This is a genomic window from Luteimonas sp. A277 (assembly GCF_054052045.1).
This window is the reverse complement of sequence record NZ_JBSVRG010000002.1, coordinates 47422-60325: the sequence shown is the minus strand read 5'-3', so window position 1 is coordinate 60325 and position 12904 is coordinate 47422. Positions and strand designations below refer to the sequence as shown.

Below are 12904 nucleotides of genomic sequence, written 5' to 3'. Positions count from 1 at the left end.
TTATCCGGCCAGCGCGTCAGCCTTGGCTGCGCAGATGAAATCATTCTCGGACAGGCCGCCCACGTCGTGGGTGGAATAGCGGACCACGCAGCGATCGTAGTGCACGCCGAGGTCAGGGTGGTGGTCCTGGGCGTGGGCCATGAATGCCAGCGCGTTCACGAAGGCCATGGTCCGGTAGTAGTCCTTGAAGCGGAAGGTCCGCACCAGGGCCTGGCCTTGTTCGGCCAGCTCCCAATCCGCCAGCTGCGGCAGGAGTTCGCGCACCCGGGCCTCGCTGAGGCGGTGTTCCGGTCCGCTGCGGGGCACGCAATCGGCCTGGGCAAGAGGGGTGAGGTCTGGCATGGCAGGACTCCTGGGACGTCGACGGCAGGGCCCCCGGTCGACTGGTGTTCGGAATACCGGGAGCAGGACGGATAGAATACCCGCATGATCCAGATCTCAGAGAACGCCCAAACCCACTTCCGCAAGCTGATCGAACGCGAGGACCTGCCCGGCCTTGGCGTGCGCCTTGCGGCTGTCCATCCCGGCACCGCCCAGGCTGACGTGCGCCTGGAGTTCACCGAACCCTCCGACCTGAAAGGCGATGAGTGGGCGGTGGACTGCGAAGGCTTCACCTTGTGGCTGGATGCCGACAGCGTGAAGTTCCTCGACGGTGCGGACATCGACTACACCACGCAGGCCACCGGTGGCCAGCTGCAGATTCGCGCGCCGAAGATCAAGGGAGAGGCGCCGGAAGCTGGTGCTTCTCTGGTGGAACGCGTGCGCTGGCTGATCGAGCACGAAATCAATCCGCAGCTCGCCAGCCACGGTGGCCACGTGTCCCTGCAGGAAGTCACCGCTGAAGGCGTGGTGGTCCTGCGCTTTGGCGGCGGCTGCCACGGCTGCGGCATGGCCGACGTGACCCTTAAACAGGGGATCGAGAAGACCCTGGTGCAGAAGGTTCCGGGCGTGACCGCGGTGCGTGACGCCACCGATCACGACACCGGGACGGCGCCCTACATCAAACGCAGCTCGGGCTGAGCGGACGCCGCGGGTGTTGACCCCGGCGGAATTCATCGATGCGCTGCGGCGGCGGCAGCTCCGCTCCATCCGTCCCCGGCGGGGCGGAGATGGCCTGCCACCCGGCTGGCAGGAATGGCTGGACCAGGCGCGAGGGCGCCTCGACCCCAATGACGGCCGCAAGTCGCGTGAACTCATTGCGGCTGCAGTCGCGCGCGGCCGGCTGCCGTCGGTGGAAACCGGAGGGTTGTGGTGGTCACTCACGCCAGGCTGGCTGAGGGGCTGGGAGCCGCCCCGACGCGATGAGCGGGGCCTGCGCATACTGGCGCGCACGTTTTCCTTCCTGTTGCACCTGGTATTGGTGCTGGCGCTGGCCTGGCTGATGCACGCCCGGTTCGTGCTGGCGCCGGATGCGGACACCCAGCGCGGTGAGCACGTGATCGAAGTCCAGTTCATCGGCAGTGGCACGCCGGAAGAGGAGGGCGGAGGCGCAGAGCCCGCGCAGGCCGATGCCGTCCCGGAGCCGGAAGCCGATCCTGTGTCGCCTCCGCCTCAACCGCAGGAACCTGCACCGCCTGACGTGGCGGAGAGCGTTCCCGAGCCATCGCCCCCGATCGAGCTCCCGCCGGTGGCGGAACAGCCGCTGGCAGTCACCGAAACAGACCAGCCGGACGGCCCGTTCCTGCTGCCGCCCATTCCACCCGTTGATATCGAGGCGCCCCCTGTGCGTGCGGTGGAGATCGCGCCGCGCAGCCGCGATATCGAGCTGGCGCAGCCGCGGGAGCTGGCCGCGCCGGTGATCGCCACGGTTGATGTCCCGCCGCGCGAACTTGCGCAGCCGGAGGTCAGGATCCGTGAGCGGGAGGTCGTTCTGCCGCCGCAGACACAGGCACTGCCGGTCCCGGATATTGCCGCGCCGCAGATCGCTACGCCCACGCTGGAACAGCCAGTCCGCTCAGCCCGGATCCGCGACGTACCCATGCCGCCGGCGCCTGAGCCGGCACCGGCACCGGCAGTTGCCGGCGATGCTGTCGCGGAACCGACCGCGTCGGAGAGTGCGTCCACGACTTCCACCGAGCAGGCCGACCCGGGGCGCGGACCGGCTCCCGCGGTGCAGGAAGGGGCCTGGTCCAGCCCGCGGCGGGATGATGACTGGGGCGACTCCAGCCAGGAGCGCGCGGGTGGCCAGGAAGGAACGGCCAGCCTGTTCAACCCCGATGGCAGCCCGCGGCTGCCGGGCGATGGGCGCGTGGGAGGAGGGCTCCCTCCGGGCACCATTACCGAGGATTACGAACGCATCGACCGCATGGGAACCTGGCTCAAGCGGCCGCCCACCGATTACGAACCGACCAGCCTGGACCGCTTCTGGGTACCCGATGAAAACCTGCTGGAGGAATGGGTGCGGCGCAGCGTACGCACGGTGCTGATCCCGATCCCGGGCACCAGCAAATCAATCCGCTGCGATATCGTCACCCTGGCCCTGGCCGGTGGCTGCAGCATTGTCGATCCGAACCTGCAGGACAAGCCGGCTTCTGCGCGGCCTCCGCCGGATGTGCCTTTCCGTCCGGAGCTGCACGAGGACCAGGAAGGCCTCAGCGACGACGTGTGGAATTGAGCTCCCGGCCTCTACAGTAGGAGCGCGCCGCGCGCGCGAAACCGCGTGACGTTAATCGGCGCCGCGCAGTTTCGACCCCAAGGCACTCACCGAAGCTCCTCCGCAAGCCATGATTCACGCGGCTTCGCGCGCATGGCGCGCTCCTGCATCGGAGAGGTGGAGGCACCGACGATCGCCGCATGGCGGCGTGCGGGCAGCAGGACAGGCCGGCCCGCTGGGCCGGCCGGGGCGGTCAGTACGCGCCGCTGAGGTCGGTCAGCTGGGAGGGCTGGGAGGCGAAGAACGCCGCCAGGTCCGCAATCTGCTGGTCGGTCAGCCCCTGGGCCTGGTTGGACATCAGCGAATGGTCGCGCCGGCCGCTGCGGTACTGCTGCAGGGCATGGCCCAGGTAATCCTCGTATTGACCACCGATCTTCGGATAGGTCGGATCCAGCGGCTGGTTGCCGTCCGCGCCATGGCAGTCCACGCAGGTCTGGCCGGTAGCCTCACCCTTGACGCTGGCCTGCAGCTCACCGGCCTCGACGCGACCCTTCGGCAGTCCCGCCGACGAGCTTTCACCGTCGGCCGGAGCGCAGGCGGTCAGCGCCGCGGCGGCGACGAAGAGGGAAACGAACACGGCGTTTTTCGACTTGATCATGGCGTCCCTCACTTGTTCACGCTGGACAGGAAGGCTGCCAGGGCGGCGATGTCCTGATCGGAAAAGCTCTTGGCCTGGGCTTCCATGGTCGGATGGCGCCGCGTGCCACGCTTGTATTCGGTCAGCGCGTTGGTGAGGTATTCCTTCGACTGCCCGCCGATCTTCGGCACCCGGTAGGCGGGATAGGCATTCCGGTACTCCGGGATGCCGTGGCAGCCCATGCAGGTATAGCCCAGCATGCGGCCTTCCTCGACGGAGCCTTCCGTCGGTGCAGTAGCGTCCAGTTCCTGGGTGAAAGCCGCGAAAGGAAGCGCGGCGAGAGCAAGGCAAGCGGCAAGGTGCAGCGGTCGCATCATGTATTTTCCCGCGTTTTTGTTGGCTGGATGTAGCGTGACTGACTGCCATATGGGCGCCGCTGACATCATCCCCCTCGGCGCTCCATCGGCGCAGTATAGCCTGCCGTACAATCGCTGCCCCAGCTCCCTGCAAGGAGGCGGCTGGATGCGGATGGGGAGCGCTTTTCCCGCGCAATTGCAGGCTTTGCCAGGACCACCATGACCTTTGGCGGATTTGCGCTTACCGGTCCGGTGATATACATAACTACAACACCAAACAGAGTCACCTCCCATGCTTGCAACTTCTTCCAGGAGTGGCCACCGCCTGTGGTCGCTGTTGTTGATTGCCGCGCTGACGGTACTGGCTGCCTGCAGCCGGCCGCAGGGCGATGCCCAGGCCGGCAACAGCGAACAGGAACAGGCCGTGCCGGTGGAGGTGGTGGAGGCTGCTCCGCGCACCATCGCCGCGAGCTATACCGGCACCGCTTCACTGGAGCCGCTGGCAGAAGCCCAAGTGGTGGCCAAGACCTCCGGGGTGGCGCTTCAGGTGCTGGTGGAAGAAGGCCAGGCAGTGAAGGCAGGCCAGGCACTGGTGCGTCTGGACCCGGATCGCGCGCGCCTCGCGGTGGCGCAGATCGAGGCCCAGATGCGCAAGCTGGAAAGCAACTACCGCCGTGCCGAACAGCTGGCGGCGCAGCAGCTGATCAGCGCCGGCGAACACGACCAGATGCGCTATGACCTGGAAAATGCGCGCGCGTCCTACAACCTCGCGCGCCTGGAACTGTCATACACCACGGTGACCGCGCCGATCTCCGGAGTCATCGCCTCGCGATCGATCAAGACCGGAAACTTCGTCCAGATCAACACTCCGATCATGCGGATCGTGGACAACTCCCGCCTGGAGGCCACGCTCAACGTACCCGAGCGCGAGCTGGCCACCCTCAAGGCCGGACAGCCGGTGAAGATGCAGGTGGATGCATTGCCGGGCCAGGTGTTTGAAGGCCGCGTTGACCGGGTCGCACCGGTGGTGGACGCGGGCAGCGGCACCTTCCGGGTGATCAGCGTGTTCGAAGGCGAGCAGGTATTGCAGCCGGGCATGTTCGGCCGCTTCCGGATCGATTACGACCAGCGCGCCGACGTGCTGACGATTCCGCGCCTGGCACTGCTGGAGGATGAAGGCGATCCGATGGTCTACCTGGTCCGCGATGGGCTGGCGTACCGCACGCCGGTGGAGCCCGGCCACGTGGACGGCAGCTTTGTCGAAGTGGTCAGCGGCCTGGCAGTGGGCGACCGGGTGGTCATCGCCGGCAAGGCTGCGCTGCGCGATGGCAGCACCGTGCAGGTGATCGGCGACAGGGCGGTCGATCCCGGGCCGGCAGTCGCCGAAGAAGGCGCGCAGCAGGCAGACGGTAAGAGCCAATGAGCGGCGTGGTGGAATTCGCCACCCGGCGCCGGGTCACCGTGGCCATGGTGACGATCAGCTTCCTGCTGTTCGGCCTGATCGCGCTGGGCAACCTGCGGGTCAACCTGCTTCCCGACCTGAGCTATCCCACCCTGACCGTGCGTACCGAGTACACCGGCGCGGCACCGATGGAGGTGGAAACCCTGATCACCGAGCCGGTGGAGGAAGCGCTGGGCGTGGTCAAGGGCCTGCGCAAGCTCAAATCGGTGTCGCGCACGGGCCAAAGTGACGTGGTGCTGGAGTTCGCCTGGGGCTCCGACATGGACCAGGCCAGCCTGGAGGTGCGCGACAAACTGGAGACGCTGCAGCTGCCATTTGAAGTGCAGCCGCCGGTGCTGCTGCGTTTCAATCCTTCCACCGAGCCGATCCTGCGCGTGGCGCTGTCGGCCGCAGCCGAAGGTAACGAGGTTGGGCAGCTCAATTCTCTGCGGCGCTATGCCGACGACGACCTCAAGCGGCGGCTGGAGTCGGTTCCCGGGGTCGCGGCGGTGCGGGTTGGCGGCGGCCTGGAAGATGAGATCCAGGTGGAACTGGACACCCAGCAGCTGGTGCGGATCGGACTGCCCATCGAGAGCGTGATCCAGCGGCTGCAGCAGGAAAATATCAACCTGTCCGGTGGACGGCTGGAGCAGGGCAACCAGCGCTATCTGGTGCGCACGGTCAACCAGTTCTCCAGCGTCGACGAGATCCGCAACATGCTGGTGGCCACCCAGTCCGCCAGCTCCGGCGGTGGCGGGGCGGAAGAGGTGGCGCGGATTGCCGCCGCCTCCGGCGATGCTTCGGTGATGGCGGCAGCCATGTCCGCGCAGAGCGCGGCTTCCGCCGGCAATCGTGCCGTTGCCGATGGCCGCCCGGTGCGCCTGGGCGATATCGCCACGGTCACCCAAGGCTACAAGGAGCGTGAGGCGATCATCCGCCTGGATGGGCGCGAAGCGGTGGAGCTGGCGCTTTACAAGGAAGGCGATGCCAACACCGTGGCCACCGCCGACGCGGTGCACGCACGCATCCTGCAGATCCGTGAGCGGCTGCCGGCGGACATCAACCTGACCGTGGTCGACGACCAGGCCAAGTTCATCCGCGCTGCGATCAGCGACGTCAAAGTGGACGCGGTGATTGGCGGCGCGCTGGCCATCCTGATCATCTTCCTGTTCCTGCGCAGCGGCTGGAGCACGCTGGTGGTGGGGCTGTCGCTGCCGATCTCGATCATCACCACCTTCTTCTTCATGGACCAGCTGGGCCTGAGCTTGAACGTCATGTCGCTCAGCGGCCTGGCGCTGGCGGCGGGCCTGGTGGTGGATGATTCCATCGTGGTGCTGGAAAGCATCGCCAAGGCGCGCGAGCGCGGGCTGGGCATCCTGGCGTCGGCGATCGAGGGCACGCGCGAGGTCAGCATGGCAGTGGTGGCATCCACGCTGACGATCATTGCCGTGTTCCTGCCGCTGGTGTTCGTGGAAGGAATCGCCGGACAGCTGTTTGGTGACCAGGCGCTCACGATTGCGATCGCGGTCGGTGTATCGCTGCTGGTGGCGGTCACCCTGATCCCGATGCTCAGCTCGCTCAAGGGCAGGCCGCCGCTGGCATTTCCGGACGAAGCCGTCCGCCAGCCGTGGCGGCCGCAGCGACTGTGGCAGAAGCCGTTTGCCGCAGTGGGCCGCTGGGTCAGTGCCGCGGTGCGGGGGGCGCTGTACCTCGTGTCGTGGCTCGTGGTGCGCGGGTGGCGGCTGCTGACAGCCGTGGTGTCTCCCGTAGCGGACCGCGCCAGCGGGGCGGCAATGCATCTGTACGGCCACGCGGAAGAGCGTTACCTGCGGACGCTGCCGCGTGCGATCGCCCGGCCGGGCCTGGTGCTCGGGATCGCCGCCGGCGCCTTCGCGCTGGCATTGCTGGTGGCGCCGATGCTGGGAACGGATCTGATCCCCCAGCTCGCCCAGGACCGCTTTGAGATGACCGTCAAGCTGCCGCCGGGCACGCCGCTGCGGGAAACCGACCGCGTGGTGCGTGAGGTGCAGGCCCGGCATGCCGATGATCCCGGCATCCAGGTGCTGTTCGGCGTCAGCGGTACCGGCACGCGGCTGGACGCCAGCCCCACCGACAGCGGCGAGAACGTTGGCAAGCTGAGCGTGGTGATGGCGGGAGGTGGTAGCCGCGCCCTGGAGGCGGAGCTGATCCAGCGCCTGCGTCAGACCGTCAGCGTCTACCCCGGCGTGCAGGTGGATTTCAGTCGACCATCGTTGTTCAGCTTTTCCACGCCGCTGGAGATCGAACTGCAGGGCCAGAACCTGGACGCACTGGCCGCTGCCGGGCAAAAGATGGCTGCCATGCTGCGCGCCAACCCCAACTACGCGGACGTGAAATCCACCGGTGAGCAGGGGGCGCCGGAGATCCAGATCGTGTTCGACCAGGAGCGGGCAGGCTCACTGGGCCTGACCACACGCGAGATCGCCGACGCCGTGGTGCGCTCGGTTCGCGGTGAAGTCGCCACCCGCTACAACTTCCGCGATCGCAAGATCGACGTGCTGGTCAGGGCGCAGGAAAGCGAACGCGATTCGGTGGAGCGGATCCGCAACCTGGTGGTCAATCCCGCCGCCGCCCGGCCTGTCCGCCTCGCGGCGGTTGCAGACGTGGTGGCGACCGTTGGCCCGAGTGAAATCCACCGCGCCGACCAGGGACGGGTGGCGATGGTCTCGGCCAACCTGGCCGGCATCGACCTGGGCACCGCAGTGGCCGAAGTCCAGCAGATGGTGGCTGCCGACCCGCTGGGTGCCGACATCTCCATGCATATCGGCGGGCAGGGCGAGGAGCTGGGTGAATCAATCCGCTCGCTGATGTTCGCCTTCGGCCTGGCCATCTTCATGGTCTATCTGGTGATGGCCTCGCAGTTCGAGTCGCTGCTGCATCCGTTCGTGATCCTGTTCACCATTCCGCTGGCGATGGTCGGCGCGGTGCTGGCGCTGCTGGTCACCGGCAACACGATTTCGGTGGTGGTGTTCATCGGCTTGATATTGATGGTCGGTCTGGTGGTGAAAAACGCGATCATCCTGATCGACAAGGTCAACCAGCTGCGCGAGGCCGGCGTGGCCAAGCGCGAGGCGCTGGTCGAGGGCGCGCGCTCGCGTCTGCGGCCGATCGCCATGACCACGCTCAGCACGCTGTTCGGTTTCCTGCCGCTGGCGCTGGCCTTCGGCGAAGGTGCCGAGGTGCGATCGCCGATGGCGATTACGGTGATCGGCGGGCTGCTGGTGTCCACGCTGTTGACCCTGCTGGTGATCCCGGTGGTGTACGACCTGCTCGATCGCCGCGGCGATGCCTGGTATGCCGAACGCGGCCGGCGCGCGCGCCTGGGCGCGGCAGCGGAGCAGGGCAGCACAGAGCAGGGCGACACGGAGCAGCAGCTGGCATGAGCGTCGCCGAGCTGAGCCTCAAGCGCCCGGTCACCACGGTGATGCTGTTTGTATCGCTGTTCGTGGTGGGTCTGATCTCCGCGTTCCGTTTGCCGCTGGAAGCGCTGCCGGACGTGTCGGCCCCGTTCCTGTACGTGCAGCTGCCCTATCCGGGATCGACGCCGGAAGAGGTGGAGCGCAACGTGCTGCGGCCGGTGGAGGAGGCGTTGGCCACCATGACCGGCATCAAGCGCATGCAATCCAACGCCACCGCTGACAGCGCCGGCGTGTTTTTGGAGTTTTCCGACTGGGACCGCGACACCGCCATTGCCGCTTCCGAGGCGCGCGAACGCGTGGATGCGGTGCGTGGTGAACTGCCGGACGACTTCCGCCGCTACTTCGTGCACAAATGGTCCACCAGCGACCAGCCGGTGCTGCGGGTGCGGATGGCCGCCGACACCGACCTGACCGGCGCCTACGATCTGCTCGACCGCCAGCTCAAGCGGCGCATCGAACGGGTGCCGGGGGTGGCGCGGGTGGAGATCAGCGGCGCGCCTCCGAACGAGGTGGAGATCGCGATCGATCCTGATCGATTGGGCGCGCATGGGCTGGAACTGAATGCCCTGGCCTCGCGCCTGCAGACGGTGAACTTCTCTGTTTCCGCCGGCCTGATCGAAGACGGCGGGCAGCGCCTGCGGGTCCAGCCGCTGGGAGAAATCAACGACCTGCAGGAGCTGCGTGACCTGCCGCTCAACGAACGCGGCCTGCGCCTGGGCGACGTGGCCGACGTCCGCTTCAAGCCTTCGCGGATGGACTACGGTCGCCGGCTGGACGGCCGTTCAGCGGTGGGCCTTGAGGTCTACAAGGAGCGCGATGCCAACCTCGTGGAGGTCTCGCGCGAGGCGCTTGCGGCGCTGGAGGAGGCACGTGAGAACCCCGCGTTGCGCGGCATCGATTTCCGGGTGACCCAGAACATGGGTGATGAGGTCACCGACTCACTTTTGGAGCTGGCCGAGGCCGGGCTGATCGGCCTGCTGCTCTCGATCGTGGTGCTGTTCTTCTTCCTGCGGCACTGGCCGTCGACGCTGATGGTCACCCTGGCAATCCCGATCTGCTTCGTGATGACCCTGGGCTTCATGCACTTCTTCGGCGTGACCCTGAATGTTCTCAGCCTGATGGGGCTGCTGCTTGCGGTCGGCATGTTGGTCGACAACGCCGTGGTGGTGGTGGAGAGCATCTACCAGGAACGCGAGAAGGTGCCCGACCAGCCTTGGCGCGCGTCGGTGGTGGGCACCCGCAACGTGGCCATTGCTCTCTCGGCGGGCACCATCTGCCACTGCATCGTGTTCCTGCCCAATCTGCTGGGCGAGACCAACAACATCAGCATCTTCATGGCCCAGATCGCGATCACCATTTCGGTGTCGCTGCTGGCCTCGTGGCTGGTGGCGGTGAGCCTGATCCCGATGCTGTCCGCGCGCATGAAGACGCCGGCCGCGGTGCAGCGTCCGGGCGGCCTGATCCCGCGCATGCAGCAGCGCTACGCCCGTGTACTGCGCTGGAGCCTGGAGCACCGCGGCTGGAGCGTGGTCGGGATCCTGCTGGTGATCGCCGTCAGCGTGGTGCCGATGACGCAAACCAAATTCGACATGTTTGGCGGCGGCGAGGCGGGCGAGCTGCAGCTCTACTACCAGTGGAAGGGCAGCTACACGCTGGACCAGGTCTCCGATGAGGTCCTGCGGGTGGAACGCTACCTGGATGAGAACCGCGAGCGCTTCCGCATCACCCAGGTGTATTCCTGGTTCGGCGAGCAGAGCGACGCCGGCACCATGATCACCGTGGACAGCAGCGTGCGCGACAGCAGGCCGATCGCTGAAGCGATCAGCGCCGGGCTGCCCGTTTCGGCACGGGCCGATATCGGCGTGCGCGGCAGCGGTGAGCAGGGCGGGGGGCTGGGACAGAACGTGCAGGTGCAGCTGGTCGGCGACAGCATGGAAGTGCTGCGCGACCTGGGCCAGGACCTGGTGCCGATCCTTGCCCAGCGGCCGGAGCTGCGCGACGTGCGTATCGAAGCAGGGGACCGTGCCAACGAACTGAGCGTGCGGGTGGACCGCGAGCGTGCGGCCGCATTCGGCTTCAGTGCCGAGCAGGTCTCCACCTTCGTTGGCCTGGCGCTGCGCGGCAACCAGCTGCGCGAGTTCCGCCGCGGCGACAACGAGGTGCCGGTGTGGGTGCGCTTTGCCGGCGCCGAGGAATACAGCGCCGAGGACATTGCCACGTTCACCGTGCGCTCGCCGGACGGTCGCACGGTGCCGCTGATGGCCATGGTCGACATCTCGATCGACCCCGCCGCCAACCGCATCACCCGCACCGATCGGCAGACCTCGCTGGCAATCCAGGCCAACCTGGGCGGCGAGGCCACCATGGCCGAGGCCCGCGCCGCGATGGAACAGACCCTGGGCGCGGTGGCGCTCCCGGCCGGCTACGGCTACAGCTTCGCCGGCAGCGGGTTTGAAGAAGACCAGCAGGCCATGGGCCAGATGATGTTCAACCTGCTGCTGGCCATTGTCATGATCTACGTGGTCATGGCCGCGGTGTTCGAATCGCTGCTGTTTCCCGCGGCGATCATGAGCTGCGTGCTGTTCTCGATCCTGGGCGTGTTCTGGCTGTTCTGGCTCACCGGCACTTCGTTCACGGTGATGGCCTTCATCGGCATCCTGGTGCTGATGGGGGTGGTGGTGAACAACGGGATCATCATGGTCGAGCACATCAACAACCTGCGCCGCACCGGAATGAGCCGCATCGATGCGCTGGTGGCCGGCAGCCGCGAACGCCTGCGCCCGATCCTGATGACCATGGGCACGGCGGTGTTGGCCATGGTGCCGATCTCGCTGAGTGAGACGGTAGTGCTGGGCGGCTTGGCCTATTCGCCGATGGCACGGGCAGTGGCTGGTGGACTGGCGTTCTCCACCATCGTCAGCCTGCTGTTCCTGCCGACCATCTACGCCATCCTCGACGACCTGGCCAACGGCACCAGGCGGGTCCTGCGCCGCACCCGCGGCGTGGACGCCCGACGCGACCCGGCAACCGCCCCGCAGTAGGAGCGCGTCGTACGCGCGAAGCCGCGTGAATCCTGGCGTTGCGGAGGAGCTTCGGTTATTACGTTGGAGCCGAAGCCACGCGGCGCCGATCGATGTCACGCGGTTTCGCGCGCATGGCGCGCTCCTACCGGAGTGCGGATCGCTGGTCAGGCCATCAGCTTGCCGGCGATCCGCAGGCCGGCCACCCACACCCCCAAGCTGGAGCCCAGGTTGGTGAGGATGAAGTTGAGCAGGGTCCGCGAGACGCGGTTGCGGTACCAGCCGCGCAGCGTGGCGGCATCGTCGCGCAGGGCGAGGAAGTCCCCGTAGGCGGGCTTGCGGAAATGGGCTTCGACCAGGCCGCTGAACAGCCCCGGCGAGACACCCGGTGGACGGAACGGCTTGAGCGGCGCCGAGACCGCCGCTGCGATGACGCCGAGCGGATGCCCGGCAGCCAGGATCGTCCCCAGCGCTGCAAAACCCGCGGTGATCACTACCCATTCCAGCACCAGCTGACGGCCCATCTCGGCGCCACCCTGCCAGTAGCCCCAGCCGATCATGGCCAGGATCAGCACCATGATCGCGGTGCCAATCCAGCGCAGCCCGCGTGTCGGTGGCACATGCTCAAGCGCCTCACGGGTGTCTTCCGGGCGATCCTGGTCTTCGGCCAGATGCCGTGCCAGGCCCGCCAGATGGCCGGCCCCGACCACGGCCAGCACTTCCCTGGACCCAGACGGCACCTGGCGCAGGCGCGCTGCCATGTAACGGTCGCGCTCGGTGATCACGCTTGCATACAGGGCAGGGCTGGCCTGGGCGAACTCGCCGAAGGTTGATTCGAGGATGTCACCCTGCTTGAGCTTCTCGATCTCCTCCTCGCCCATTTCGTCGCTGCTGAGCAGGCCGGCAAACAGGCCGCTGGCCAGCTTCATCTTGCCGAAGAAGCCCAGGCTGCCCGATGCGCGGCGGAAGGTCAGGCCGACATCGCGGTCGATCAGCTCCAGGGCGAGACCGCGCTCCTGGGCGACCGCGGCGGCCCGCTTCAGTTCGGCCCCGGGTTCGATCCCCAGCTGTTCAGCCAGGCGGCGTTGATAGGCGGCCAATGCCAGGTTGGCGGCAAACATCGCCACGCGGCCTTTGCGGATCACCTGCACCAGGTCAAGTTTGGCCAGCGAATCAGGGTTGGTCAGTGCCTGCAACCGGGCTTCGTCGAGTTCCACCGCGACGGTGTCGAAACCGCCGGTTTCAATCGCGTCTTCCACAGCGTCCACGCTGGCGCGGGAGACGTGGGCGGTTCCAAGCAGGGTGTAACGCACGCCATCGCGTTCAACGACGGCATGCGGCTGTTCCTGCCACAGTGAGGGCTGGGTATCTGTCATCGGGGGGCCGGGCCTGCTGTCTG

General features: G+C 67.1%; 9 protein-coding genes. 5 read left to right on the top strand and 4 right to left on the bottom strand.

What is annotated here, in order from left to right:
- Positions 1-342 (bottom strand): 4a-hydroxytetrahydrobiopterin dehydratase, encoded by a 342-nt coding sequence (locus ACW7G2_RS02345; RefSeq protein ID WP_456972337.1) that lies wholly within the window; start codon positions 340-342, stop codon positions 1-3.
- 84 nt (positions 343-426) lie between these two features.
- Here ACW7G2_RS02345 and ACW7G2_RS02340 point away from each other — a divergent pair, with 84 nt between their 5' ends.
- A complete protein-coding gene (locus tag ACW7G2_RS02340) occupies positions 427-1020 on the top strand; it encodes an NfuA family Fe-S biogenesis protein (protein ID WP_456972335.1) in 594 nt (197 codons plus the stop codon).
- Between the two features lie 16 nt (positions 1021-1036).
- A complete protein-coding gene (locus tag ACW7G2_RS02335; protein ID WP_456972333.1) occupies positions 1037-2614 on the top strand; it encodes a hypothetical protein in 1578 nt (525 codons plus the stop codon).
- Positions 2615-2846: 232 nt separating this feature from the next.
- On the opposite strand, the gene ACW7G2_RS02330 is transcribed toward ACW7G2_RS02335, so the two are convergent.
- Together ACW7G2_RS02330 and ACW7G2_RS02325 are read right to left on the bottom strand one after the other, a co-directional pair.
- Positions 2847-3251: a c-type cytochrome gene (locus tag ACW7G2_RS02330; protein WP_456972331.1), complete on the bottom strand. Its 405-nt coding sequence runs from the start codon at positions 3249-3251 to the stop codon at positions 2847-2849.
- An 8-nt stretch (positions 3252-3259) separates the two neighbouring features.
- Positions 3260-3604, bottom strand: coding sequence for a c-type cytochrome (locus ACW7G2_RS02325; RefSeq protein WP_456972820.1), 345 nt, complete (start codon positions 3602-3604; stop codon positions 3260-3262).
- Between the two features lie 274 nt (positions 3605-3878).
- Between ACW7G2_RS02325 and ACW7G2_RS02320 the strand changes: the two genes are divergently transcribed.
- From ACW7G2_RS02320 to ACW7G2_RS02310, 3 genes are read left to right on the top strand one after another with little or no spacing between them, the layout of a single operon-like run.
- On the top strand, positions 3879-5009 hold the full coding sequence (locus ACW7G2_RS02320) for an efflux RND transporter periplasmic adaptor subunit (protein WP_456972329.1): 1131 nt from the start codon (positions 3879-3881) through the stop codon (positions 5007-5009).
- Positions 5006-8449 carry an efflux RND transporter permease subunit gene (locus tag ACW7G2_RS02315; protein WP_456972327.1) on the top strand — a complete coding sequence of 1148 codons (3444 nt, stop codon included), beginning with the start codon at positions 5006-5008 and terminating at the stop codon, positions 8447-8449. Before ACW7G2_RS02320 ends, ACW7G2_RS02315 begins: the two co-directional genes overlap by 4 nt.
- On the top strand, positions 8446-11526 hold the full coding sequence (locus ACW7G2_RS02310; RefSeq protein ID WP_456972325.1) for an efflux RND transporter permease subunit: 3081 nt from the start codon (positions 8446-8448) through the stop codon (positions 11524-11526). The genes ACW7G2_RS02315 and ACW7G2_RS02310 overlap by 4 nt, the downstream gene beginning before the upstream one ends.
- 146 nt (positions 11527-11672) lie before the next feature.
- Here the strand turns inward: ACW7G2_RS02310 and ACW7G2_RS02305 are convergent, their stop codons facing one another.
- A complete protein-coding gene (locus ACW7G2_RS02305; RefSeq protein ID WP_456972323.1) occupies positions 11673-12881 on the bottom strand; it encodes a TraB/GumN family protein in 1209 nt (402 codons plus the stop codon).
- Positions 12882-12904: the final 23 nt, after the last annotated feature.